The sequence below is a fragment of the Bacteroidota bacterium genome, assembly GCA_034439655.1.
GTDB lineage: Bacteria > Bacteroidota > Bacteroidia > UKL13-3 > UKL13-3 > CANJUD01.
On the sequence record JAWXAU010000115.1, the window covers coordinates 1 to 24,264 of the forward strand.

At 37.3% G+C, this 24,264-nt stretch carries 25 protein-coding genes; 11 read left to right on the top strand and 14 right to left on the bottom strand.

The window, feature by feature from the left end:
- Positions 1-10 precede the first annotated feature (10 nt).
- Together msrB and SGJ10_08165 are read right to left on the bottom strand one after the other, a co-directional pair.
- Positions 11-502: a peptide-methionine (R)-S-oxide reductase MsrB gene (gene msrB, locus SGJ10_08160; protein MDZ4758096.1), complete on the bottom strand. Its 492-nt coding sequence runs from the start codon at positions 500-502 to the stop codon at positions 11-13.
- A gap of 141 nt (positions 503-643) precedes the next feature.
- Positions 644-1,231, bottom strand: a complete 588-nt coding sequence (locus tag SGJ10_08165) for a fasciclin domain-containing protein (GenBank protein MDZ4758097.1) — start codon at positions 1,229-1,231, stop codon at positions 644-646.
- A 250-nt stretch (positions 1,232-1,481) separates the two neighbouring features.
- Here SGJ10_08165 and SGJ10_08170 point away from each other — a divergent pair, with 250 nt between their 5' ends.
- From SGJ10_08170 to SGJ10_08180, 3 genes are all read left to right on the top strand, one after another.
- Complete coding sequence (locus SGJ10_08170; protein ID MDZ4758098.1) at positions 1,482-1,718, top strand: hypothetical protein; 237 nt, start codon at positions 1,482-1,484, stop codon at positions 1,716-1,718.
- Positions 1,719-1,785: 67 nt separating this feature from the next.
- Positions 1,786-2,748 carry a substrate-binding domain-containing protein gene (locus tag SGJ10_08175; protein MDZ4758099.1) on the top strand — a complete coding sequence of 321 codons (963 nt, stop codon included), beginning with the start codon at positions 1,786-1,788 and terminating at the stop codon, positions 2,746-2,748.
- Complete coding sequence (locus SGJ10_08180) at positions 2,715-4,481, top strand: tetratricopeptide repeat protein (protein ID MDZ4758100.1); 1,767 nt, start codon at positions 2,715-2,717, stop codon at positions 4,479-4,481. Before SGJ10_08175 ends, SGJ10_08180 begins: the two co-directional genes overlap by 34 nt.
- Here the strand turns inward: SGJ10_08180 and SGJ10_08185 are convergent.
- Complete coding sequence (locus SGJ10_08185; protein MDZ4758101.1) at positions 4,478-7,555, bottom strand: T9SS type A sorting domain-containing protein; 3,078 nt, start codon at positions 7,553-7,555, stop codon at positions 4,478-4,480. The two genes, SGJ10_08180 and SGJ10_08185, sit on opposite strands and share 4 nt — an antisense overlap.
- Positions 7,556-7,565: 10 nt before the next feature.
- The gene (locus tag SGJ10_08190; GenBank protein MDZ4758102.1) at positions 7,566-8,012 is read right to left on the bottom strand and encodes a hypothetical protein; all 447 of its coding nucleotides are present in this window, start codon (positions 8,010-8,012) and stop codon (positions 7,566-7,568) included.
- A gap of 145 nt (positions 8,013-8,157) precedes the next feature.
- Here SGJ10_08190 and SGJ10_08195 point away from each other — a divergent pair, with 145 nt between their 5' ends.
- From SGJ10_08195 to SGJ10_08210, 4 genes are all read left to right on the top strand, one after another.
- Positions 8,158-9,111, top strand: a complete 954-nt coding sequence (locus SGJ10_08195; GenBank protein ID MDZ4758103.1) for a transketolase C-terminal domain-containing protein — start codon at positions 8,158-8,160, stop codon at positions 9,109-9,111.
- A gap of 139 nt (positions 9,112-9,250) precedes the next feature.
- Entirely contained in the window at positions 9,251-10,291 is a 1,041-nt protein-coding gene (gene rlmN, locus SGJ10_08200) for a 23S rRNA (adenine(2503)-C(2))-methyltransferase RlmN (protein ID MDZ4758104.1), read from the top strand.
- 155 nt (positions 10,292-10,446) lie between these two features.
- Positions 10,447-10,680, top strand: a complete 234-nt coding sequence (locus tag SGJ10_08205; protein ID MDZ4758105.1) for a nucleotidyltransferase domain-containing protein — start codon at positions 10,447-10,449, stop codon at positions 10,678-10,680.
- Between the two features lie 320 nt (positions 10,681-11,000).
- Positions 11,001-11,366 carry a hypothetical protein gene (locus SGJ10_08210; protein MDZ4758106.1) on the top strand — a complete coding sequence of 122 codons (366 nt, stop codon included), beginning with the start codon at positions 11,001-11,003 and terminating at the stop codon, positions 11,364-11,366.
- Positions 11,367-11,737: 371 nt separating this feature from the next.
- Here SGJ10_08210 and SGJ10_08215 read toward each other — a convergent pair whose 3' ends face one another.
- From SGJ10_08215 to SGJ10_08250, 8 genes are all read right to left on the bottom strand, one after another.
- Positions 11,738-12,898, bottom strand: a complete 1,161-nt coding sequence (locus tag SGJ10_08215) for an ATP-binding protein (protein ID MDZ4758107.1) — start codon at positions 12,896-12,898, stop codon at positions 11,738-11,740.
- A gap of 213 nt (positions 12,899-13,111) precedes the next feature.
- Complete coding sequence (locus SGJ10_08220) at positions 13,112-14,251, bottom strand: cystathionine gamma-synthase (protein ID MDZ4758108.1); 1,140 nt, start codon at positions 14,249-14,251, stop codon at positions 13,112-13,114.
- A gap of 96 nt (positions 14,252-14,347) precedes the next feature.
- A complete protein-coding gene (locus SGJ10_08225) occupies positions 14,348-14,773 on the bottom strand; it encodes a GNAT family N-acetyltransferase (protein ID MDZ4758109.1) in 426 nt (141 codons plus the stop codon).
- 9 nt (positions 14,774-14,782) lie between these two features.
- Entirely contained in the window at positions 14,783-14,950 is a 168-nt protein-coding gene (locus SGJ10_08230; GenBank protein ID MDZ4758110.1) for a DUF5522 domain-containing protein, read from the bottom strand.
- The gene (gene bshC, locus SGJ10_08235) at positions 14,951-16,528 is read right to left on the bottom strand and encodes a bacillithiol biosynthesis cysteine-adding enzyme BshC (GenBank protein MDZ4758111.1); all 1,578 of its coding nucleotides are present in this window, start codon (positions 16,526-16,528) and stop codon (positions 14,951-14,953) included. It abuts the gene before it with no gap.
- Entirely contained in the window at positions 16,525-17,892 is a 1,368-nt protein-coding gene (gene hisS / locus SGJ10_08240; protein ID MDZ4758112.1) for a histidine--tRNA ligase, read from the bottom strand. Before hisS ends, bshC begins: the two co-directional genes overlap by 4 nt.
- Positions 17,893-17,901: 9 nt before the next feature.
- A complete protein-coding gene (gene trpS, locus SGJ10_08245) occupies positions 17,902-18,909 on the bottom strand; it encodes a tryptophan--tRNA ligase (GenBank protein MDZ4758113.1) in 1,008 nt (335 codons plus the stop codon).
- Positions 18,910-19,025: 116 nt separating this feature from the next.
- Positions 19,026-19,526: a TlpA disulfide reductase family protein gene (locus SGJ10_08250; protein MDZ4758114.1), complete on the bottom strand. Its 501-nt coding sequence runs from the start codon at positions 19,524-19,526 to the stop codon at positions 19,026-19,028.
- Positions 19,527-19,631: 105 nt separating this feature from the next.
- Between SGJ10_08250 and rnhA the strand changes: the two genes are divergently transcribed.
- Positions 19,632-20,087: a ribonuclease HI gene (rnhA, locus tag SGJ10_08255; GenBank protein MDZ4758115.1), complete on the top strand. Its 456-nt coding sequence runs from the start codon at positions 19,632-19,634 to the stop codon at positions 20,085-20,087.
- Positions 20,088-20,135: 48 nt separating this feature from the next.
- On the opposite strand, the gene SGJ10_08260 is transcribed toward rnhA, so the two are convergent.
- Complete coding sequence (locus tag SGJ10_08260) at positions 20,136-20,351, bottom strand: hypothetical protein (GenBank protein ID MDZ4758116.1); 216 nt, start codon at positions 20,349-20,351, stop codon at positions 20,136-20,138.
- Between SGJ10_08260 and SGJ10_08265 the strand changes: the two genes are divergently transcribed.
- The 3 genes from SGJ10_08265 to SGJ10_08275 all read left to right on the top strand — a co-directional run bounded on the left by SGJ10_08265 (position 20,350) and on the right by SGJ10_08275 (position 23,761).
- Positions 20,350-20,904: an RNA polymerase sigma factor gene (locus SGJ10_08265; protein MDZ4758117.1), complete on the top strand. Its 555-nt coding sequence runs from the start codon at positions 20,350-20,352 to the stop codon at positions 20,902-20,904. The genes SGJ10_08260 and SGJ10_08265 overlap by 2 nt on opposite strands.
- Positions 20,897-22,180 (top strand): hypothetical protein, encoded by a 1,284-nt coding sequence (locus SGJ10_08270; protein ID MDZ4758118.1) that lies wholly within the window; start codon positions 20,897-20,899, stop codon positions 22,178-22,180. Before SGJ10_08265 ends, SGJ10_08270 begins: the two co-directional genes overlap by 8 nt.
- A 66-nt stretch (positions 22,181-22,246) precedes the next feature.
- Positions 22,247-23,761 carry a hypothetical protein gene (locus SGJ10_08275; GenBank protein ID MDZ4758119.1) on the top strand — a complete coding sequence of 505 codons (1,515 nt, stop codon included), beginning with the start codon at positions 22,247-22,249 and terminating at the stop codon, positions 23,759-23,761.
- Positions 23,762-24,071: 310 nt separating this feature from the next.
- On the opposite strand, the gene SGJ10_08280 is transcribed toward SGJ10_08275, so the two are convergent.
- Positions 24,072-24,264, bottom strand: a 193-nt coding sequence (locus tag SGJ10_08280) for a sulfatase (protein ID MDZ4758120.1), incomplete at its 5' end; no start/stop codon positions are given.

The following is a 24,264-nucleotide window of genomic DNA, read 5'->3' on the forward strand; positions in this document are numbered from 1 at the left end:
CATTTATATATTATTTCTTCACAAAAGTTAAAGCAACTGAATTAATACAATAACGCAAACCAGTTGGTTTAGGACCATCGTCGAACACATGACCTAGATGGGCATCGCAGCGGGCACAAGTTACTTCGTCGCGGCTCATACCTGCTGAGTTATCTGCTTGTTTGGTTACCATCCCTTTTATAATAGGTTGGTAAAAACTGGGCCACCCTGTTCCCGATTCAAACTTGTTTGCTGAACTGAACAAATCTAAGCCACAACATATACATTGGTAAGTTCCTGTTTCGTGGTTATCCCAATAGGAACCAGTGTAGGCAGATTCGGTTCCTTTCTCACGAGTTACATGATATTGATCGGCAGTTAGTTTTTTCTTCCACTCGGCATTTGTTTTCACAACTTTTGGCAGTGGTTTTTGGTCGCTCACACCTTGTGGTGCTTCGGGTGCAGGGCTGCAATATATCATCAATAAAGGTAATATAATCAGCAGGCTGTTTCTTAGTTTCATGGTTGTGTTACTTTTAAAGTTTTAGATATATATTATTAGAATAATTAATGTATATAGTTCAGAACGCTTTGGTTATCCGAGATGTCTGTGGTTGTGTGTTTTCACTAACCACCAACATGTAGTTTGTGCCTGGACTGTAAATTACATACTTGGCATCAACACTTTGTCGATTACATGTATTACACCATTGCTTTGGTATACATCGTAAGTGCTAATGTTTGCTACATTTCCTTTGGCATCTTTTATTTGTATATTGTGTTCGCCATTCATCATTACCCATAGTTCTTCTCCTTGTACAGTTTTTAATTTGCCAGTACCATTTCCTTTTTTGATCAATTCTTTTAGAGCATTAAAATCATAAGTTCCAGAAATCACATGATAAGTTAAAACAGCTACCAAGGTGGCTTTGTTTTCAGGTTTCAAAATAGTTTCTACAGTACCTGCGGGTAGGTTTTCAAAGGCATCATTTACAGGTGCAAATACGGTGAATGGTCCGGCGGTTTGCAAGGTTGCAACAAGGTCTGCAGCTTTTACGGCGGCTACTAATGTGGTGTGATCTTTTGAGTTCACCGCATTTTCAACAATGTTCTTTTTGGGAAACATAGCTTCACCACCAACTACTACCGTTGCGGTTGGGGTCATAGATTTTTTTGTTTGTGCATTTACGCTTGTGCCTGCAATAGCAGCAATCATTAATAGGCCAGCGATTTTTTTGAATGAGTTTTTCATGATAATGTTTTTTAATTTGTTAGTATTTTTGGTTAATTGAATACACTTACGGAAGAAAAATGGGTTATGGTTTTAGTTTTACTGAAAAAAAAATTTGGTTTGGCGATAATGTCAAAGCAAAGACAAAAATTGAAATAGTTCCTTAGCGGTTGGTGGTCCCGAATGCTTTCGGGAACAACCACGCACAACGTGGTTATACCTTTTGGAAAGTTTTAAACTTTCCAAAAGGTATAAGCCTTAATTTTGCCCCATGACAGAAAATCAAAGACCGGGATTTGGAAATTCCAGACCCATGATGTTTATGCATTTTGTTGCAGGTGCTATGTATGGCTTTTTGGGATGTTTGTTTCTTTTTAATCCCGAACAAAATTTTTTCGGATTACAAAATGGAGCCAGCATGGGTATCGGTGCCGTGCTTATCATATATGCTTTTTTTAGATTTTGGAAAGGGTATCGCGTACACAAAGTAAATAAATCGTCAGAATAATTCTCCTACACAACTATTCATTTATCTGAGGCGTTTTAAAACACATGCAACAGATTATACAAAATATATGTTATATAAAGTTTCTCGCCTAAACATTGCAATAATAATATTTTCGTTATGCTTTCATAGTTCGTGTAACGATAACCCCAATGCTCCAAAGCATACTGATACCGTACGCACAGGAACAATCACCATTGCAACGGATCCTGTTTTTCAACCCTTTACCGAGCTAACGATAGATGCATACGAGCACGATTGCAAAGATCAGGCACATATAAAACTATTAAATATTCCTGAGTCCAAGGCGATTGAACTGCTACAGAAAGACAGTGTAAGGCTAATTATAATGAGCCGAAAGCTTACTGCTGAAGAAAACGAACCCTTTAAAAAACGTAAGATAGAAATAGCTTATTCACTTTTTGCATACGATGCCATTGCACTTATAGTGCACCCCTCCATGCCTGACAGTATTAAGTTTGAAGAACTGATGGATGTGCTTAACGGAAAAATTGATACTTGGAAAAAATTAAATCCAAAACTCCCCAATGAAAATATACAAATAGTGTTCGACAACGATTCGTCGAGCACGGTTCGTTATATGCAAAATTTGGTTAAAAAACCTTTTGGGAAAAATGTGGGAGCCCTCGATGAAAACAAAAAAGTGGTGGAGTACGTAGCTACACATCCCGAGGCCATTGGTATTGTTGGTCTCAATTGGATTAGCGATGGACGTGACCCCAAGCTGGGAAGTTTTATGGAAAAAGTGAATGTGGTGGGTATTATGCCTGCCGATACTTCGGTAATACCCGAAAAGAAATATTATAAACCCCTGCAATACCATTTGTTTATGCAACATTATCCCTTAATGAGGGCAGTATATTCAGTAAATGCAGAAGCTAGACAAGGACTCGGCACGGGGTTTGTCCATTACCTCAATGGAAGGCCAGGACAATTGATTATACAATCCTCTGGATTACTGCCAGGAACACTTGCCGTATGGAAAAGACAAATACATATAAAAGAAGAATAAGTAGAAATAGAAAAATATATTATATAGCCATGAAGAAGATTATATTATTAAGTGCCTCTCTGTTGATGTTGTTTGTAGCTTCAGCTCAAACTTTAAATCAAGGTATTTTACAAACAGAAGCTTTGAAATTTGCACAAGCCAAACAAACTTTTATTTCCCTCATCCAGCAGCAACCCACCAATGCTGATTTGCATTATTATTTGGCCGATGTGTATTTATTGACTAATGAAGAAGACCAAGTTGAAAAGACCTTAAACGAGGGCTTAGCAAAAAATATTGACAACGCGTTGTGCATAGTAGGTCAGGGTAAGTTAAAAATAGCCAGAAAAAATTTGGAGGGTGCGAAATCAGATTTTGCAAAAGCAGTGGCCCTTACTAAAAACAAAAACGCAAAAGTATTATTGTATACAGGCGAAGCACTAACCAATGGCGAAGTAAAAGACCTTGCACAAGCAGAAATTTACCTGAATAGGGCATTGGAACTTGATGCAAAAGACCCAGATATCAATTTGGCTATTGGCGATTTGTGGTTGGAAAGAAACGATGCCTCTAAACCCATTGAAAACTATAATATAGCACTAGAAAAAGACAGTAAATGCTTAAAAGCATATTTAAGGAAAGGCCGCTTGTACGCTAGTGTGCGTTCGCTTGAAGGTTATCAAACTGCTGTAAGCACTATACAAGAGGGACTTAAGATTGATAGTACTTATGCTCCATTTTATAGTGAAATGGCCTACTTAAATAATCTGACCAAGAGCTATGCAAAAGCCAGAACAAATTACGAAAAATATCTTTCTATTGTGGGCGAGGATATATTTGCTCGTGTAAAATATGCAGGCTTTCTTTTCCTGTCCAAAGACTATCAAAAAACAATTGACGAAATCAATTCCATACATCAAAAGGATAGTTCTCGTCCATACCTATACAGGTTGATGGGATATTCTCACTACGAACTGGGTATTAGCTATAATAAACCGGAGGATACTGCTATAGCAAAAGAAGAATTTAAAAAGGGAATTTATGAAATGGATAAATTCTTTGCCAAACAAAACGCCCAAGAAAAAATTATAAATGACGACTATAAGTATTATGGACTTTTGCTTATTAAGCTTGGAAAAGATGCACAGGGTTGCACCTACTTGATAATGACGATTGATAAAATAAAAGCAATGGCAAGCAATCCTAATATTAGCAAAAAGGAGAATGAATTGGAACGCGAAAAACTACCGGAGATATATAATAGTCTTGTGGAGAATTATATGCGGAATAAAAAATATATAGATGCCATTGGAGCATTACAAAGCAAACTTGAAATCAAACAATCCGTAAATGATTACTTTACCTTGGGGCGTGCAGATATTTTTGCCGCCAAAAGCGACAGTAACCTGTACGACAGTGCAATAGTAGCATTTAATAAAGTAGTAGAATTAAAGCCCGATTATCCCTTAGGACATTTCTGGCTTGCTAGGGCTAAAACGTATAAAGACCCTAAAGGGAAAACAGGTGCTGCAAAACCAGATTATGAAAAGTTTTTGATGCTTATTGAATCTGATACAATTAAATATACAATAGAAAGTTATAAGAGTCAAATAATTGAAGCAAATCGATATATAGCTTTATATCATTTCTATTTAGGCAAAAAAGAAGATGCTATTCCTTATTTCAAAAAGATATTGGCAATTGACCCCAAAGATGCATCATCATTGGACGCAAAAAAACTGCTGAAGTTTTAACGCTGTACAGTTAATTTCTTTTGCGATACTATATGTTGGTGCTCAACTTCAACTATATATATACCATTAGGCAAGTTTTTGGTTGATAGTTGTATAGGTTTGCAACACAAGCCATTTCCATTTTCAATACGTTTACCGTCCATACCTATAATTCGCCAGTTATAATTAAGCTCATTGCAAATATTGGGGCAATAGTCTAAAGTAAAATTGTATCCGGCAGGATTGGGGAATAATCCAAAACGGTGTTCAGTATTTACCTCGGTAATACCCACACCAGGCGTATAAGTAAAAGTCAAGGGAAATGAGGTTGCAGAACAACCATTATTGTCCGTAATGGTTACTTTGTACTGCCCATCTTTGGGTGCAAAAGCTGTTTTGGTAGTATCATTCGCCATCACTGTATCATTCAACAACCATTTATATTTGTTGGCATTTACTGACGAAGTAAGGAAATTAAGGCTTTGTTGAATATTGGGCTTATTGGGGTTTTGATAAACAGTTATATATTTAACCAAGGTATCATTACCTCCAAGGCCGGTTGCTATAAAGGTAACTTTTGCAGTTCCTGCATTGAAGTATTTTATGGTTACAATAGTATCGGGCGATGTGGCAGGAGATCCGTCCTGAAAAATCCAAGATACTGAGGTGGCACCAGTGGTTGTGCTGGTGAATGTTACAGTACTGCCTTGGCAAATGGTAGAATCATCAACCGTAAAAAGAGCTTTGGGTGGTTGTATAGCGGTGGCGTTCCACATATTGCTTTCCCACAACCCACGACCAAATGTTCCTGCACGAAGTTTTTGCGTGCTCTTTTGTATTTCCAATTCGGCAACAGGTACTACGGGTAATTTGCGGCTGAAATATATCCAGTCGCTCATATTGTCATTACGGAAAAATATTCCCAAATCAGTTCCTATATAGAGGCCATTGGTAGTTTTGCCATCATGTATTATACAGTTTGCTGGCACATTGGGTAATTTGGTCCCAGATATATTGGTCCAGTTAGTACCACCATTTACTGTTTTATATACCTTTTTATCTTGTGTGAAAGTACCCATAGTTACATATACTATTTTCGGGTCATTTGGATTTACCGCAATGTAGGTAATAGCCCCATCAGAAACAGGAAGTGTACCTGTAATTTTTGTCCAGGTAGTAGTGGCCCCGCCATCAGTGGTTTTCCATATATTGCCCCAAGTAGCTGCATATATAGTTTTGGCATCGGAAGGTGCAATAGCCATCGTGTTTAAATTTTTTGTGCTGCTGCCTGTAATATTATTTGATATTGCCGTCCAATTGCTACCCCTGTCGGTAGTTTTATATACGTTATCATAGCCAGCATATAGTATTTTAGGGTCTTTCGGATCCATGATATAAGGCGTAACCCATTCGCCCCTTGGCGAACCCGAAATATTCCCTGAAATATCTACGGCATTGTTCACAAAGCCATCGCTTGAACTTGCTATATCGCCATACTGCGAACTGGCGTACATATAGTTTACGTTAGAATAATCTATAATACATTCCATGCCATCACCGCCTTTACTGTCGTAAAAAAAAGTAGAAGTCCTTTTTTTGGTGCCATTGTCTTGATGGCCACATAACACCACATCAGAAGCCGTTTGCGATACACTGAGTCTATATATAGCACCTATATTAAGTCCATTGGTTATATCAGTCCATGAAGTGGGGGCATTCGGAACTCTTGTATAATATACACCGCCATCATTGGTTTCGAACAAAACGCTTTTAGGGCTTTTAGCCAACGGATGATAAGCCATATAATGTTTATCGGCATGCACCGTGGGGTAGGTGCCACCCGTACCATACCAAAAGTTTCCTACCTTCCAACTCGTTCCACCATTGGTTGTATACCAAGTAATAATACCGCCTAAGAAAAGCTCGTTGGCATTCTTAGGGTTAATAGCAAAAGCTAAATCATAAGTGCCTTGTCCACCTGTAATATCTGCAGCAACCTTATTACATAAATAATTTTGACCTGATACACTGCCATCAATATATTGTACCCAATTGGTACCGCTGTCAGTAGATTTATATAATCCCAAAAGCCCTCTGCTGGAATTGCATACAAGAGCATGTACCAAATTATTCGATGCGGGGGTCACTTCTATATTGATACGTTTAGCACCCGTGAAATTAGTTATCTGACTCCAAGTAGAACCGCCATCGGTACTTCTATATATTTGAGAGTTGCTACCAGAAGCATCATAATAAGCGGCATATAAAGTATTGGGATTATTTGGTTTTAATTCCAAATCTATAAAGTAGGCACTTGCTTTTTTCGACCATGTTTTACCTGAATCGGTGGTCATATATATTCCTGTGGTAGTGGCAGCCCACAATGTATTATGCTTGGTAGGGTGCATTTTCAAACGATTCACTAGGGCAAAATCTGTAATATTATAACTTAATGAAGTTGGTTTCCAGGTAACTCCGCCATCGGTAGTTTTCCATACGCCCACACTTTTGGTATCGCTTATTTTATAAGGCCCTTGTGCCCCCCAAAAGCTGCCGTAATCACGGTCGCCAGTAGCTATATATATTACATTGGTATTTGTATAATCCACTACGATATCCGAAACACCTATTTGTGGCAAGAAATCGGAAAGGGCTGTCCAGTTTTTTCCATAATTAGTGGTTTTCCATATTCCGCCCGATGGTGTTCCCACCCAAAAAGTATTACTGTCAGTAGGATGAAAGGCGATACAGTTTACCCTGCCAATTCCACTATACCCTCCAGCTGATGAGTTGAAACCAATACTCACCCAATTCCCTGAATCATTATTTCCACGCTCATTGTTTTGATTCCTCTGCATTTTGCTCCATTCTTCAAAGAGATGGCCTTGAGCTGGCATAGTGCCATTTTCTCCCACCCTCGCTCTCCAATAATGATCCCAACGTTTATAAACACTATAACCTTGGCCTTTTTCTACAGGTTTGCCTTCATAATCTTTTAAAGTTTGTCGCTCAACTTCGTCAATAGTTGTAGTTTGTGCATTTGAGAAACTGCATATTGCTAGGGTGCAAAATATAATTAAAAATAGTTTTTTCATGAGGGGTTTATTATTGAAAATTGACAGCTTTTTGTAATACAAATTCTTTTACCACTAAGTATTTGGTTTTGCCTTTTACTTTATATCTAATGAGAGCTTTGCCTTTGTATTTTACTGGAGGTAAAATTTCTTTTGTTGAAGTGGAGTTATCAATGGTATAACCAATATGTACTTCGAATAAATCTTTGCGTTTGGTATTGAAGGCTGCTTCCGCAGCAACTTTCTGATGGTCAATCCATGCAGAATCAAATATTGGAGTGTCCTTGGCAATGTCTGTAAGGAAAACATGATAGTCCACCCCTCTGCCCCCATCTATGATGCCCGCATTCCAATGCGTTTCGGTTGCATTGAGCACTTCAAAATATTTTGATGATACGCTAATCGGCTTATTGCCGCAAGAAAAAGTAATTGATAAAATACTTATTGCAGCTATAAAAATGAACAGGGGCTTTTTCATGTATAGTGGGCAAAGATACAATCACAAAGCCTGAGTTCAAAAGTGCTTCAAAAAATTTACGTTTATATCGCAATGACAGCGTATTATCCTGTAATTTTGCAACTCTTTTTTAAATTATCTCCAATCTTATATAATTTCCTTGTACATGTTACCACAAGTTATTGATCAAAAAGACACACGTTCTGGCTTTGGTGCCGGGCTATTAGAAGCAGGAAAACTTAACGACAATATTGTTGCCCTTTGTGCCGACCTTACAGGGTCGCTCAAAATGGACGCTTTCCAAAAGGAATTCCCCAGCCGTTTTATACAAGTGGGAATTGCAGAAGCAAACATGATAGGCATGGCAGCAGGCTTAACCATTGGTGGTAAAATTCCTTTCACGGGCACTTTTGCTAACTTTAGCACAGGCCGTGTATATGATCAGATTCGTCAATCGGTTGCATACTCTGGCAAAAATGTAAAAATTTGTGCATCGCATGCAGGGCTTACCTTGGGCGAAGATGGAGCAACACACCAAATATTGGAAGATATAGGTTTGATGAAAATGTTGCCAGGAATGACCGTAATAAATCCCTGCGATTATAACCAGACAAAAGCAGCTACCTTAGCAATAGCCAATTATCAAGGACCCGTATATTTACGTTTCGGTCGCCCAGTTGTTCCCAACTTTTGGCCCGCCGATAAAAAATTTGAAATTGGTAAAGCTTGGAAAATAAAAGAAGGTAAAGATATAAGCATATTTGCTACTGGTCATTTGGTTTGGAAAGCTATAGAAGCTGTTCAAATTTTGGCCGAGCAAGGTATTGATGCAGAACTAATAAATATACATACAATTAAACCACTAGATAACGAAGCTATATTACAATCAGTAGCAAAAACAGGTTGCGTGGTTACTGCCGAAGAGCACCAAAAGAACGGTGGATTGGGTGATAGCATTTGCCAATTATTGGCTTTCAATAATCCAACACCAGTTGAAATGGTTGCGGTAAATGATAGCTTTGGCGAGAGCGGAACTCCCGAACAGTTGATGAAAAAATACGGACTCGAAAAAGAAAATATTATAGAAGCCTGCAAAACAGTAATGGGAAGAAAAGGATAGTAGTCAGTAAACAGTAAACAGTGCATGCGGCAGATAACAACTGACCACTACCCGCCGCGGCGGGCTAACTACTGACCACTGACCACTGATTACTACCCGCCGCGGCGGGCTAACTACTAACCACTGACCACTAAAATACATGTTCACCCACGGAAAAAATATTCGCACCTTCTCTTTAGAGCAATTACAAGAATTATTCTTAGAAAAAGACGAGCCCAAATTTCGTGCAAAACAATTATATGAATGGCTTTGGCAAAAGCAAGCTGCCACTTATGATGAGATGAGCAATTTGCCTTTGGTAACACGCACTTGGCTTGAGGTTACCTTTCCTATACATCATGTAGTAGTCGACCACAAACAAGTGAGTAATGATAGAACTATTAAATCTGCTTTTCGCTTGCACGATGGTTATTTTGTAGAGGGCGTTTTAATACCAACCGATAGCAGAATGACCGCTTGTATAAGTAGCCAAGTAGGTTGTAGTTTATCTTGTAAATTTTGTGCTACGGGCAAAATGGACCGCAAACGCAATCTTGACCATTATGAAATTTTCGATCAAGTAGCACTTATCAAACAACAAGCCGACAAACATTATAATATACAATTGAGCAATATTGTATATATGGGAATGGGCGAACCGTTACTCAATTATAGCAATGTGATGAAGAGTATCGAAATGATTACAAGTCCCGATGGATTGGGCATGTCGCCGCAACGTATAACCGTTTCTACCGCAGGTATTGCAAAAATGATTGTGAAGCTTGCCGACGATGGTGCAAAATTTAATTTAGCATTATCACTGCATGCTGCCAATGATAGAAAGCGTGATGAGATAATGCCAATTAATGAAAGTAATACCTTGTCAACTTTAGAAGAAGCCTTATCATACTTCTATAATAAAACAGGCACACGACCTACTTTAGAATATATAGTTTTTGATAAGTTCAACGACTCAATTGAAGATGCGAATGAGCTTGCCCTATTTGCCCGTAAGTTCCCCACCAAAATTAATTTAATAGAATATAATTCCATTGGCGATGGGCAATTTCAAAAATCGGGAGAGCAAAGATTAAATGCTTTTGTACGGCATTTGGAAAGTAAAAAACTGATCGTAAATCTTCGCCGCAGCCGCGGAAAAGATATTGATGCTGCTTGTGGGCAGTTGGCGAATAAAGGATAAAGGACATTTTATCCGCCGCGGCGGATTATATTTTGAGAGTTTACATTTTTCGACTGCCCGTGGTTGTGTGTCCCCGCCAACCACAACTGCGAGTTATATAATTAGTGCCTTATTTTATAATTGGCACTTGCACCAAAAAAATCTATCTTTGTAAAGTGATTATAAAAGAAGAAATATTAAATCATCGTTCCGATTTTATTGTATTGTGCCAAAAACATCATGTTAAACAATTATTGGCTTTTGGCTCTTCAACTACAGACGATTTTAATTATAATACTAGCGATATAGATTTACTTGTTGAAATAGATGATGCAGACCCCATTGAACGGGGAGAAAATCTAATGTCATTGTGTGGGATACTTTTGAAATGTTTTTTCATAGGAAAGTAGATTTACTAATAGATGCCTCCATTCGTAACCCTTATTTAAAACCATTTCTCAAACTATAATAGTTCTCCGCCTGTGGCGGATTAGTTTTTAGAATGGTAATGCCGAATTACAATATGTTTAGTCCCCTTTTTTTTGGACTATTATATATTGAGTTTCGGTATAAGAAAAAATATTGACACAACTAAAATATTAATTTATGACGGAACAGGGTCGAAAGTACTTGTTTGATATTACTTTAGTTTATATCCAAATGAACTTGAATTATTTAATATAAAAAGTGGTAAGTTTGCTAAATATTTCAATTTTCAGAATACTCACCTTTGCAGCAGTATGAATTTTCTTCATGGTTTTTTAGAGGCCACGTTATACATACTTTTTCAGTATTTGAAGTATTAATGGATGATATGATAAGAAAGGTATTGCCTGATAAAAAAATCAATTTGAAAACATCTATGATGCAAAAACGCAATTTGTTTAAGGATGCTATTGTGAAAATTGAAGAGAAATATAAAGCCGATATTTCTTTTATAAGAGAAAATACTGAAAAGGTGGTTAAGGAACGAGGTAAACTAGCTCATTGGAAATTAGCCTCTAATCCAGAAAATATAAATTTATTTATAGAAACAAAGAACTTAGTTTTTGTGGGAGAAAAGGAAATAGAAGGTAGTAATTCAATTCCCGAATAGCATACTTTTAGTATAGAAGACGGTAATAAACTTAGAAAACTTATACAGGATATGGTAGTGTTATGTATTAATATACAAAAAGTACTTGAAAAGAAACCATTTTAAAGGTTGGGATTTCAAGCACCTAATGCAGAGTCTTTGATTTCCTTTGCCCAGTCAAACTGCCGATCAACTTTTTTTACTTGTCCAACATCCTGCACCTCCAATCTTGTGATCTCTGTGTCAAAAACTTCTCCCGTGGAGGTATTCTCGATTGAGTTCGTCAACGAAAAAATCTAGCCCATTTGTTTTTTGCTTTTTCACATTTCAAAGATACAAAAACGGATTCAATAAATTCAATAATATGTTTGCATTCGACTAATATTTCAAAACTATCTATCCCCCAACCTCCCCATCAACTCCTTCAATCCAACTGCCATTACATCATTTGGTAAAGGAAAAATTTCATCGCCATTATATATAACAAATTTTTGCGTGGGGTTTATATCTTCGCAAGCTATATGAAATCCTTGTTTTACTTTGGGGCTGCTGGTGCGTTTAATTTCTATGGCCCACACTTCTCTGTTGGGTAATTCCAGTACTAAATCAATTTCGGCACCGGCACTGGTTCGGTAAAAAGAACTCTTGGCTTGTTGGGGTGCAGCAGCCAAAATGTTTTCAATAATAAAACCTTCCCAACTTGCTCCCACCAAGGGGTATGAGAGTAAATTATCGAGTGTGCTTATATTTAAAAGTTGGTGCAATAAACCACTATCACGCACATATACTTTGGGTGTTTTTACCAATCGTTTTTTGGTATTTATATAATACGGTTGCACTTTGCGAACCAGTAATAAATCGCATAACAAATCTATATAACGGCTTGCAGTCATATTGCTAATATCGAGTCCACTTGCCAGCTTAGAAGTATTCATCATACTACCTTGCAAATGTGCGAGCATGGTCCATAGCCTACGCAAGGTGGTAGCAGGAACACGTGGGCCAAGTTGGGGCACATCACGCTCTAAATATGTACGTATAAAATCTTCACGCCATTGGGCACTTACTATATCATTCTTGGCCAAATAACTTGAAGGAAAACCACCACGTAACCACAATTTATTAATATCATTATCCACTTCGGTATAGGAGAGTCCTCCCAGTTCTAAATATTGTATGCGACCTGCTAAAGTTTCAGAAGATTGTTGTAATAAATCTATAGATGCGGAACCCAAAATAAGAAACTGTCCATTACCTTTTCCTTTTTGTCGTCCTTTATCTATAATACTTCGCAGTACTTGAAATATTTCAGGCTTGCGTTGAATTTCATCCAAAATTACGAGCTTACCTTTCTGCATCTGGAAATATGCTTCAGGATCTTGCAGCTTGGCTAGGTCTTTGGGAGATTCCAAATCGAGGTAAATACTGTCTCTTTCTTTGGCAACTTCCAATGCCAAGGTAGTTTTACCTGCTTGGCGAGGGCCAAGTATTGCCACCACTGGGTTGTGGGTCAGCCCTTCAATTAATTTGTCATGTAAATCTCTAAAAAACACCTTGCAAATTTAACACAAAATGTTAAATTTGCAAGGTGTTTTTTTAAAATTGGAATGGTTGGTCAGAGTCGTTTGTCCTCCCGAGGCTAGAGCCTGTGCCGAACTTGTTTCGGTAAGGGAACTCACAATGCTAAAAATCTGCTAGGGTTTTGAAATCGTAGATGTCTCTCCTGCAATCGTGCGGGACGACATGACAAAATAAGACACATCCCACTACCCAATTGCGTGTTTCAAATCTTCAATCAAATCTTCTATATCTTCAATGCCCACACTTAGGCGAAGTAAAGAATCGGTAACGCCTACTTTTTCACGTTCTTCTTTGGGTATGCTTGCATGGGTCATACTGGCGGGGTGGCCTATTAAAGATTCAACACCACCTAAGCTTTCAGCCAAACTAAAAACATGGGTGCGAGATGCCATCGCAAATGCTTCATCCATACTATCACCTTTCAAAGTAAAACTCATCATGCCACCAAAATCACGCATTTGTTTTTTCGCAATTTCATGGTTGGGATGATCAGTAAATCCTGGCCAATATACTTTATCAACTTTGGGATGGTTACGCAAAAATTCTGCTACCACTTTTCCATTACTACAATGGCGTTCCATACGAATATGCAAGGTTTTAATTCCACGCAAAACTAAGAAACTATCTTGAGGACCTGGCACTGCACCGCACGAATTATGAATGAAAGAAAGTTGTTCATATATAACAGGATCGTTCACACACAAGGCACCCATAATTACATCGCTATGGCCACCCAAATATTTGGTAACGCTATGCATTACTATATGTGCACCCATCTCCAATGGATTTTGCAAATACGGAGAAGCAAAAGTATTGTCAACTGCTAAATATATATTATGCTCTTTGGCAATAGCTGCACATGCGGCAATATCAATTATTTGGCAAGTGGGATTTGTCGGGGTCTCTACCCAAAGCATTTTGGTATTCGCATTTATATATTGTTTGATATTGTTCGCATCTATCATATTTACAAAATGAAATTTAATTCCAAACTTCGCAAACACCTTGGTAAACATACGATACGAGCCTCCGTATAAATCATCGGTAGCAATCACTTCATCGCCGGGTTGTAATAGTTTTATCACCGCATCAATGGCACCCATACCACTAGAAAAACACAAACAATATTGTGCATTTTCTAACGATGCCAAACACTTTTGTAAGGCATCACGGGTAGGGTTTTTACCTCGTGCATAGGCGTAACCTTTGTGGTTGCCCGGGCTCTCTTGCACATAGGTAGAGGTTTGATAAATAGGAGTCATGATAGCTCCGTTGGTTGGGTCAGGCTCTTGCCCTGCATGAATTGCTTTGGTACCGAATTTCATAATTTATATATTGTATAAGTTGACAAAGATATGTTTTTTTGTATATGGTTGTATATGGTTCCCCGAAATAAATTCGGGGCCACCAAGCATAAAATTTTATAGTTTTTTGATAAAATGATACCCACGTTTCGTATATCCTTCACGTTCATAAAAACGGTGTGCTTTTTCGTTTTCTATATAAGCATCGAGCATCATCATTTGGCAATTATTTTCTTTTGCAATAGTATCTAAATAATCACAAAGCATTGCACCAATCCTTGCAGAGCGGTGTCCTTCATCCACGACTACATTATCCATTTCCAAGTATTTGCCACTATACAATTTCGTTCCTATCCAATAACCCGAAATACCTACACATACTTCGCCTACGAAGGCTCCAATCATTTTGTAATTATTTGCAATCATATCACGCAACATTTGCGAACAGGAATTATGTTCTATATTGGGATTCAATTGTTGTAATAGTTCTACTTGTGCCAACATCTCAGCATGAGTTGTTATTTCTTTTATATAATATTCCATAAATATATATTATATAGTTTTTGCATTTTTGTCGTTTTCAGCTTTCAATTTGCCTTTTTCATCATAAGGACAATGCCTACAACCATTGCCACAGCAGTATCCACGTTTGAGGTGATAAGTTTCAGTGAAAACCAAATTGCCATTAGGGTCTATATAATAATCCTCTCCTACTTTCATTTATTCCTCTATTAAAATACAACCATTCGTATCGCTATTCAAAAAAGCATCATATATATCAGCTAATGAAAAACGTGTAGCAAACTGTATATAGTTTTGAATGCGTTCTTGTGGTTTTCTTTGCGGCCAAAGGTCTTCGTGTAGTTTCTTTATCTTATTAATATCCGTTTCATACTTCTTTTGAGATGTATTCTTCAAACGGGTTTCTATCATATTGAGTTGTTCCAAATTCTTCTTAAATAAATTGTCAACCTGCGACATCAAAGTGGCATCAATCTCACTTACTCGGAGTTCAATTTTACTTTTCAGCTCCCGTAATAATTCCAGTTCATCCGAAAAAGTTACTTCACCAGAACCATCTTGCATATCCATAAATTTCGTTATGATAGATTTTTCATCATTTAAGAAATCTGAAGTATTTAATTTTAACTTTTCTATTCTTTCGTTCAAAGATTTACTAAGCAAAACCGCTGAATATCGTGGCAATAAAACTGGAAAATCTATATTATTTACTTCAAACATTTTATACAATTGTAGCCAGTACGCTAACTCTCCTGGCCCTCCTGCATAAGCAATATTGGGCAGAATAGTTTCCTGATACAGCGGACGTATAGCTGCATTGGGCGAGAAGTTTTCAGGAGAATCTTGTATCTCTCTAATAAGTTCAACTTCTGTCCATGTTTTACATTTATCATTGGTATAATATATATCGGCCTCTTTTTTTATTCTTTCGCGTTTGCCAGGGTTCAAATAAAAAAAATTGATATCACGTATAAATAATTGGGGCTTATAGTTTTGTTCTATAATACTCGTTTGCTCTTTTAAGGGCTTATAGTTTTTATGATGTATAATATCATCAATAATGTAGTTAGTAAATAATCCTTTAAATACGGCATTGTCGGGGTTTATCACTAGTAACCCCAATTGCTTAAACAGCTTATTAATCAATGTAAAAGTAGCTTCATTTAAATTAGGACTATCATAATCGTGCTTAACCTTTTCTATAATATCTGCGGTTTTTTCATCATTGGCAAACAGCGTTTTTATTTCATTAAGTAATTCTGAAATACCTGTTGTGTCCATTCTTCCAGTCGGACCGGTTTGTTCACTAGCCCACGTAAATTCTTTTCCAAAAAAATTTAAGGTTTTTATTTCGTCAATATCATGGTCTTCGCTAGCCATCCAAAATACTGAAACAAAATTATAAGCAGGAAACCATGTTTTTAATTTTCGTGCATATACAATACAAGTCAATATTTTATAAATACTATACAAAGGCCCAGTGCCAAGGCATAACTGATGACCCGTGGTAACAGTAAAAGTATTTTCCTGTTTTAATAATTGTATGTTTTGTAATTGCAATTCACTCGCACGTTGTATATAGCTATTCGATAGTTGCTGTACCAATATCTCACGATTTGCGGCAGAGAACTTTCTATTAGATATAGTTTTCTCAAAGCCCTCTTTGTCGAAATAGTTATTATAAAGTGAACGTGTATTGGGAGCTTGGTTTATATAATCTTTTACCAAAGTATTATAATAACCTTTTTCTAAAGGGCTAAAACAGACAGATTTCATGCGGCTAATAATTTCAACAATTGTTCGAGCGTGACTGTTTGTTGCTCGCCTTTCGTCATATCTTTCATAGTATATACTTTGCCCGACCGTTCGTTTTCGCCGATGATAATAACTTTCTTCAATCCCTTTTTATCAGCATATCCAAACATTTTTTTAGTTTTGGCTGGTTCAGGATATAACTCGCAAATAATATTATTTTGTATTAAAATATTTTGTAATTCAAATCCTGTTTGCACACTTTCATCATCCATTCCACAAATAAGTATACTATTATTTTGTATAATACTTTCAGGAAATAAATTTAGCTCTTCCATTACATCATATATTCTGTCAGCCCCAAAACTAATGCCTACGCCACTTATATAGGGTACTCCAAATATTCCAGTTAAATTATCATAACGGCCTCCACCTGAAAGACTACCACTAAAAGTACAATTTGGATCCGTTGAAACAACCTCAAAAATGCATCCAGTATAATAATTTAGTCCGCGGGCTAGTGTAAAATCAATTTGCAAATTGCTATTGTTGCTCAAGGTTATTAACTTGAGTAATTCATCGCACGCCGACTTAATTAAATGATTATCTATAATAGTATTTATTTGATTCAATTTCTCCGCAGCACTACCTGTTATAGCAAATATCTGTAATACTTTTGCTATTTGAGTTTCTTCAAATCCACGTTTGGTAAGCTCTATGCTAACTCCATCCATTCCTATTTTATCTAGTTTATCAATAGCAATAGTTAAATCAATAAACTTATCATCCGCATCTATATATGATGCTATTGCTTGTAATAATTTGCGGTGATTAATTTTTATGATATAGTTTTGCAAACCTAGTTTTTTGAAAGCCATATCATATATAGAAACCAATTCGGCTTCATTATATATAGTATTGCTCCCAACCACATCCACATCGCACTGGTAAAATTCTCGGTATCGTCCTTTCTGTGGCCTATCTGCACGCCACACAGGTTGTATCTGGTAACGCTTAAATGGCATGGGTAAATTGTTGTGGTTCATAGCCACAAACCTTGCAAAAGGAACGGTTAAATCATAACGCAATGCTCGTTCTGTAAGTCCGGGCGTGAATGATTTGCCCTTCATCATCAATTCAAATTCGGCTTTTACTTCATCTGCTTTTTTCGATTCATTCAAACGCGAATTTAATATTTTATATAATAGTTGGTCTCCTTCATCACCATACTTTCCAGCAAGTGTAGCTAGGTTTTCCATGGCTGGAGTTTCTATAGGTTGATAACCATGTAATATAAAAACTTGCTCTAAAGTATTAAATATATGTTTGCGTTTTTGTGCCTGAGCAGGGCCAAAATCTCGAGTTCCACTTGGGATAGATGCTTGCATTTTTGTGTATTAATAAAATTTTCTAAACCCCATTATTTCTCTCACTTCTTTCATCGTTTTGCCAGCACTTTCGTTTGCTTTATTTGCACCCTGCTTAGCAACTTTAGAAAGTAAACTTGTATTGACCAACATGTCATTAATCTTTTCACGCATAGGTTGGGTATATATAATCATATCCTCAGCTAATTGTTTTTTCAAATCACCATATCGAATGGTTGCGTTATTATATGTTTCTGTAAAGTGCTGAAGTGTGTCAGGAGTTGAAACTAGTTTCATCAAATCAAACAAATTTTGCACTGGTTCAGTCAGAGGCTGGTTGTGTTCTGTTGGCCCTGTATCTGTTACCGCACGCATCATTTTTTTACGAATGAGTTCAGGCTCGTCGGCTAAAAATATCGCAAAATTTTCATTCTCTGATTTGCTCATTTTGCCTTTGCCGCCAAGGCCTGGAACTTTTACTAAGTTATCACCAAAATTAAATGCAAATGCTTCAGGAAAACACTCGCAATTATATATTCTATTAAATCTATTCCCAAAAGTTCTGGCCATTTCCAAATGCTGTTCTTGGTCTTTGCCCACTGGAACTTTCGTAGCTTTATGTATAATAATATCAGCAGCCATCAATACAGGATAGGTGAGCAACCCCGCATTAATATTATCTGGTTGCGATTTTACTTTTTCTTTGAATGATGCTACCCTTTCCAATTCACCCATATATGCATTCATATTTAATATCATATATAGTTCGGGAATCTGCGGCAAATCACTTTGTATATATAAAGTGCATTTATCAGGATCGAGGCCACAGGCAAGGTATTCAGCCAATACTTGTTTCACACTATTGTGCAATCCATCGGCGGTGGGATGTGTGGTGAGCGAATGATAATCGGCAATAAAAAAGTAGCAATCGAATTGCTCTTGCATTTTCAAAAATTGATGTACCGCCCCAAAGTAATTCCCGAGGTGCAATTTCCCTGTCGGCCTGATGCCGCTTACCACAATTTCTTTTTGGTTCATTGGCGGCAAAATTAGTGTTAAAATATTCAGGATTTATGATGAACTTATATTAGACATAAGTTCAATAAAAAAGCCGCCCATTAACGAGCGGCTTTAGTAATTGTTGTAAATGAATATTATTGTCCCGTTAGTTTTTTCAGTTTTTCTTCTAGTTGGAATTCATCACCAGCAAGGTAGCCGTTATGTTCGTCTACAATATTTCCATTTTTGTCAACCAAAATCAGGTAAGGCACTGAAGGAACACTAAGCTTTTGTTGCAACTCCTTACTGGGGTCTAATAATATATCAAAGTCCCATCCCTGCGATGCAACAAAAGGTTTTACTTTTGGTGCGGTTCGCCCATCATCAACCGAAACGGCTACTAAGTCTACATTATATTTGGTTTTCCAAGTATCCATCAAGTCGTTAATTGCATTTATTTCTTGAATACAAGGTTTGCACCAAGTAGCCCAAAGAGATATAATAGTAATACGACCTGTTTTACCGTAATCACTCACATTTTTTTCAAAGCCGTTAATATCTTTTAGCCTTACGTCAGGCAATCTCTTGGTTTGCTTGAAACTTTGCAGTGCAAAAACACTGGAGGTTAATAGGGCAAGTATAATAATTTTCTTCATGGTCTTATTTTTTGTCTTTAATTCAATAGTGATGCCAAACACGCAACAAATATAAAAAATAAAGTTTGGTATCGTGCATATATATTGAAGTATTTTTGCACGCTCATGGTAAATATATATACAGATGGGGCTTGCAGCGGCAATCCCGGACCGGGAGGTTACGGGGCAATACTCACTTTTAAGGAAAAAAGAAAAGAGTTAAGTGGCGGGTTCAAGCTCACTACCAATAATAGAATGGAGCTACTTGCTTGTATTGTGGCCTTAGAACAATTAAAGAACGAAGGCACTGAAGTAACTATATGGAGCGATAGCAAATATGTTTGCGATGCAATTAACAAAGGATGGTTATTGGACTGGATCAATAAAAGATTTAAAGGAAAGAAAAACCCAGACCTATGGGTACAATTTTATAGTTTATACACCAAGCATAAAGTAAAAATGCAATGGATAAAAGGGCATGCAGGCCACCCCATGAACGAGCGATGCGACGAGTTAGCTGTAGCTGCATCGCGTGGAGGCAATTTGCAAACCGATAGATTTTTTGAAGAAAATAAGGAGTAAGGAGTGGGGGTAAGGAATAAGGAGCTGACGTCGAATGGTACTTATTACTTACTCCTTTCTTAAAAACAAAACCCCGTCAAATGCAGGGGGAAAAAGCATTGGCGGGGTAAAACCACTAACCCATTTTTCAGGGAAATTCAATATTGTAACGCCCTTTGTAAAGGCTAGGTTACAATAAAATAAAAAATATTTTTTTGATGCAACTGTTTTATCTTTGTTATCGTTAACATTTTTTGAAGAGGTAATTATAAGATAATTTGCCATGAACGAAGCTGAAATGATAGAAGGATGCAAAAGAGGCGACAGGGTCGCACAACATAAGCTGTATAAGTTGTATGCAGGTAAAATGTTTGCCGTTTGTTTCCGCTACGCTTCCGATAGAATGGATGCCGAAGACATTCTGCAAGAAGGTTTTGTGAAGATTTTTAACGGAGTTGCTAAATACTTGCCCATTGGTCCTTTTGGTGCTTGGGTAAAAACAATTATGATAAATACTGCAATTCAACACTACCGCCGTAATAAGCGTAGCATAATTGATAGTGTGGAATATGTTCCCGATAATAGCCCGGCAGAACCTGGTATTATAGACAGTATGTCTGTTGCTGAAGTAATGGACTTGGTTAAAAAACTTCCCGATGGGTACAAGCAGATTTTTAACCTTTATGCCATCGAAGGGTATAAGCATTACGAAATAGGTGAGATGCTCGGCATTAGTGAAGGAACTTCTAAAAGCCAATATGCAAGAGCAAAAAAAAGTTTGCAGGAAATGATCGAACCAAAACAAAGAATGATAGAACAAAAACAAAGCAATGGATAATTTCGAAAATAGCATTAGGCATAAATTAGATGATGCCGAGCTTACACCACCTAACGATATGTGGAGTAGGGTAGAGGCACAATTGCCCCAAGACCGTAAAAGGCGAGGCCTCATGTGGATGATGTGGTTATTGCCCTTCTGCATAATAGGAGGGGGAATAGTTTTATATTATAATAGCGACGATGGAAAAGTAAAGTTGGCTCAAACAATAGTAACGGCCAATAACATTAATACCAAATCCACCAACAATGGTAATATTACTGCCGAGTTGAATTTGAACAGTTCAAAAGCACCAGTAAGTACTCAAATTCCAATAAGCAATATGGGTCATTCAGCACAGCCTTTTCAGAACATAATGGCTCATAATCCTAATATACCTCACACAAGCAGTATTGATTTGGATTACCTCGACCATATCAAAAGTATGATGCATTTTTCCTCAAACATTAAGCAAGAAGCACCTAGTAAATTGAAGGTAAAGCCTTATTTGGTTCCACCAGATAAATTGCCCAATAACAAAAATGAACCTATAAGTAATAGTTACGACAAACCTTGTCGGTTTGTTTTTGAGTCAGTAAATAATATATACCTATCTAGTAGAGTTTTAAAAGCTAATTCTGTTGCTACTACTGACCAAAAGGATTACGTGAAACTTAGGAATAGCATAGAGTATGGCAATGTGAATTTTTCAGGAGGGGTGGCATTCAAATATTGCGTTAAAAAGAATTTTATGGTGGGCACAGGCATAAGGTTCACTAATTATAGTGAAGATTTGATATACAACAAACGCGACGTGACTGTAGCTTTTGAAGCCCCTCCAATTGGTATCGATGAGTTGGTGAAGAAAAAGTATCCTTATACATTTACTAAACAAACCGATTCTATCTATGCTGGGCCGAACTATTATGGCGGCACCAATTACTATTTTTTTCGGGAAGTGCCACTTACTTTTGGGTATTATCATTATGGCGAAAAGCACAATTTTTATGTTGAGCCAGCCATTAGCTATTGCCGTATATCGGCCATTAAAACTAGTTTGCTCGATTTGGATCATGTGGGTTTTACCACCGTCAATCAAATTGATGGATATGAGGGGGTATCTCATATTTTCAATTCTTCTATCCGTGTTGGCGGGGGTTACAATTTTACAAAATCTGTCTCCTTCAATTATGGTTTATATGCTTCTAAAGCCATTACACCACTCGTCAATTATGGTTATGCGAAGCAATTACCATACACGTGTGGCATAACTTTAGGCATCGAAAAGAGGCTTTAATATTCCTTATTGACAAATCCACTTCATTTTCATATTACTTTTGCCTGAAAACACTTCAAAAGTATTATGAGAAAAGTATTTGCTTTCGCAATCGCTCTTATGGTGAGCAACAGCTTTGTTATTGCACAAAAAACATTTGGGTTTGGCAACAAAATAACCATGGATCATGGTGTTGTAACCCCATTTTGTGTCTATTCAAAAGGTAAAACCTATATGATTATATGCCCTTCTAAAAACACGGATGACGGGAGCACAGAAAGTTATATAGACGAATATGACAATAAAGCAACAAGAATAAGTACTAAAAAAGTAAAGCTACTTAACGAAGCTAACAAGCCCCACACGCTTCACAAGGTGGTAAAGGCACAGGACAAGCTGTTCATGATAAACAGTTATTATGATAAAACAGATAAAAAGCTATCCATTTATGGTGGATATTTAAGTGTGGAGGATGGAGAACCTGACGGAGGCATGGGGCGTGAATTGGTTGGGATAGAAACCAAAAAACCCGAGGAGTTCGTGGGCGTTGAGCATACGTTTTCTCCCGATAGTACCAAAGTAGCATTTTTTATGTATCGCTTGTATATGCAAGGCAAAGAAGAAAAAATAGACGTGCATGTATGTGTACTCGATGCACTTGCAAATACCACAGATCAAACACGTATTATTGAAATACCAATTCCTAAAAACAATAATATTCGCCTATCGCCTACCGTAGGTAATGATGGGATTGTATTTGTATTGGCTTGTTTTGGTAGTTTGAATGCTCAAAAGAAAGTGGGCCAATCTTTTAAAATGTATTCCAAAGACAATTCAGATCAAACCCAGTCTATCGATATGCCAATGACTGATGTGAAAACTATATCGCATTGTATTGCTCAAGTAATGCCAAATAATCTAGTACTGGTAACTGGTTATTTTTCGGGCAAAGCTAATTTAGATGCGGTCGACGGCGTATTCAGCTATTTCTTCGACCCAGCAAAAAATGAATTTAGTACAACCGAAACTTTAGAGTTGGGAAATGAAGTTATGCCTGTAGTAAAGGGAAACCCCAAAGACCCTAAAGATAAAACGGTACATACTTTTGCCCACAGCAGATTGTTCTTTGATAATACGGGAGCTTATTATTTGGTAAGCTATCAATATAAAACCCCTGGTGATGCTTTGAAGTATAGTAGCATAGGCAAAAAATTTGAATACAAATTGCCATACAATACTTATATGAAAAATATAATGGTTACCCGTTTTGCTGCCGATGGAAAGGTGGAGTGGCAAAAAGCTTATGCCGCCTCCACCATGCATTGTGGCAAATTTATTCAGAGCTTATACTTAATGACTGGGAACGGTAGCGATGCAAAGTTTTATATAATAGGTGCCGATGGTATTGTGAAGTCGAGCAAAGGAAGCTTGGGCGACCCAGACAATTATCCAAACCCTATGCTATATTGGCCAACCAGCGAGACAACTTTTGTAAATATTGGGCATTCGCCAAGCATGGCGGGAGGTTTTTATATCAATACTTTAGATATGTGGGCTGCCGAAAAGAAAGGCAAAGTAGAAGTGGAAAAGAAGAAGAAATAATACCAATTCTTAAACTAGAATAGTTCTCCGCCAGCGGCGGATTTAGTTTTTAGAACGGTAATACCGAACTACAATACATATAGTCCCTTTCTTTTGGACTATTATATATTGAGTGTCGGTATAAGGCCTCGGATGGCTAAAGGATATTAAGTGCCAGATGGCAAATAAGGAGCGAGTGGTGATACTTTAAGAGTACAAGATAGATGGAAAGTGAACAAAGGATAATGCATAAAGAAAATAATATTGTAGTGTGAAACGTTTGATGGCGTCAGTACTTTTTAACTTTTAACCGCAAACTTTTAACTATTATCTATTTCCCCACCAACTCATAAATCTCTTTCCCCTTCGAATAAGGCATTTTGAACCCTAATAATTTGGCGATAGTTTTCGAAATATCTCTTTGTTCATAGGGTCTATCAACAACTTGTCTTTTTGCAAAATCGGGGCCTAGGGCTATAAGCTCTATATGACGGCAACCCGCACAATTGTCTCCATGACTCACA

What these genes read in the sequence shown, in the direction of transcription:
- SGJ10_08190 (MDZ4758102.1), bottom strand. Translation starts at nt 8,012, where the DNA reads ATGAAAAAGCCCCTGTTCATTTTTATAGCTGCAATAAGTATTTTATCA.
- SGJ10_08225 (MDZ4758109.1), bottom strand. Translation starts at nt 14,773, where the DNA reads ATGGAATATTATATAAAAGAAATAACAACTCATGCTGAGATGTTGGCA.
- SGJ10_08175 (MDZ4758099.1), top strand. Translation starts at nt 1,786, where the DNA reads ATGTTATATAAAGTTTCTCGCCTAAACATTGCAATAATAATATTTTCG.
- SGJ10_08165 (MDZ4758097.1), bottom strand. Translation starts at nt 1,231, where the DNA reads ATGAAAAACTCATTCAAAAAAATCGCTGGCCTATTAATGATTGCTGCT.
- SGJ10_08260 (MDZ4758116.1), bottom strand. Translation starts at nt 20,351, where the DNA reads ATGGCAAATTATCTTATAATTACCTCTTCAAAAAATGTTAACGATAAC.
- SGJ10_08270 (MDZ4758118.1), top strand. Translation starts at nt 20,897, where the DNA reads ATGGATAATTTCGAAAATAGCATTAGGCATAAATTAGATGATGCCGAG.
- SGJ10_08180 (MDZ4758100.1), top strand. Translation starts at nt 2,715, where the DNA reads ATGGAAAAGACAAATACATATAAAAGAAGAATAAGTAGAAATAGAAAA.
- SGJ10_08250 (MDZ4758114.1), bottom strand. Translation starts at nt 19,526, where the DNA reads ATGAAGAAAATTATTATACTTGCCCTATTAACCTCCAGTGTTTTTGCA.
- SGJ10_08195 (MDZ4758103.1), top strand. Translation starts at nt 8,158, where the DNA reads ATGTTACCACAAGTTATTGATCAAAAAGACACACGTTCTGGCTTTGGT.
- msrB (MDZ4758096.1), bottom strand. Translation starts at nt 502, where the DNA reads ATGAAACTAAGAAACAGCCTGCTGATTATATTACCTTTATTGATGATA.
- SGJ10_08220 (MDZ4758108.1), bottom strand. Translation starts at nt 14,251, where the DNA reads ATGAAATTCGGTACCAAAGCAATTCATGCAGGGCAAGAGCCTGACCCA.
- SGJ10_08170 (MDZ4758098.1), top strand. Translation starts at nt 1,482, where the DNA reads ATGACAGAAAATCAAAGACCGGGATTTGGAAATTCCAGACCCATGATG.
- hisS (MDZ4758112.1), bottom strand. Translation starts at nt 17,892, where the DNA reads ATGCAAGCATCTATCCCAAGTGGAACTCGAGATTTTGGCCCTGCTCAG.
- rnhA (MDZ4758115.1), top strand. Translation starts at nt 19,632, where the DNA reads ATGGTAAATATATATACAGATGGGGCTTGCAGCGGCAATCCCGGACCG.
- SGJ10_08265 (MDZ4758117.1), top strand. Translation starts at nt 20,350, where the DNA reads ATGAACGAAGCTGAAATGATAGAAGGATGCAAAAGAGGCGACAGGGTC.
- rlmN (MDZ4758104.1), top strand. Translation starts at nt 9,251, where the DNA reads ATGTTCACCCACGGAAAAAATATTCGCACCTTCTCTTTAGAGCAATTA.
- bshC (MDZ4758111.1), bottom strand. Translation starts at nt 16,528, where the DNA reads ATGAAATCTGTCTGTTTTAGCCCTTTAGAAAAAGGTTATTATAATACT.
- trpS (MDZ4758113.1), bottom strand. Translation starts at nt 18,909, where the DNA reads ATGAACCAAAAAGAAATTGTGGTAAGCGGCATCAGGCCGACAGGGAAA.
- SGJ10_08275 (MDZ4758119.1), top strand. Translation starts at nt 22,247, where the DNA reads ATGAGAAAAGTATTTGCTTTCGCAATCGCTCTTATGGTGAGCAACAGC.
- SGJ10_08185 (MDZ4758101.1), bottom strand. Translation starts at nt 7,555, where the DNA reads ATGAAAAAACTATTTTTAATTATATTTTGCACCCTAGCAATATGCAGT.
- SGJ10_08230 (MDZ4758110.1), bottom strand. Translation starts at nt 14,950, where the DNA reads ATGAAAGTAGGAGAGGATTATTATATAGACCCTAATGGCAATTTGGTT.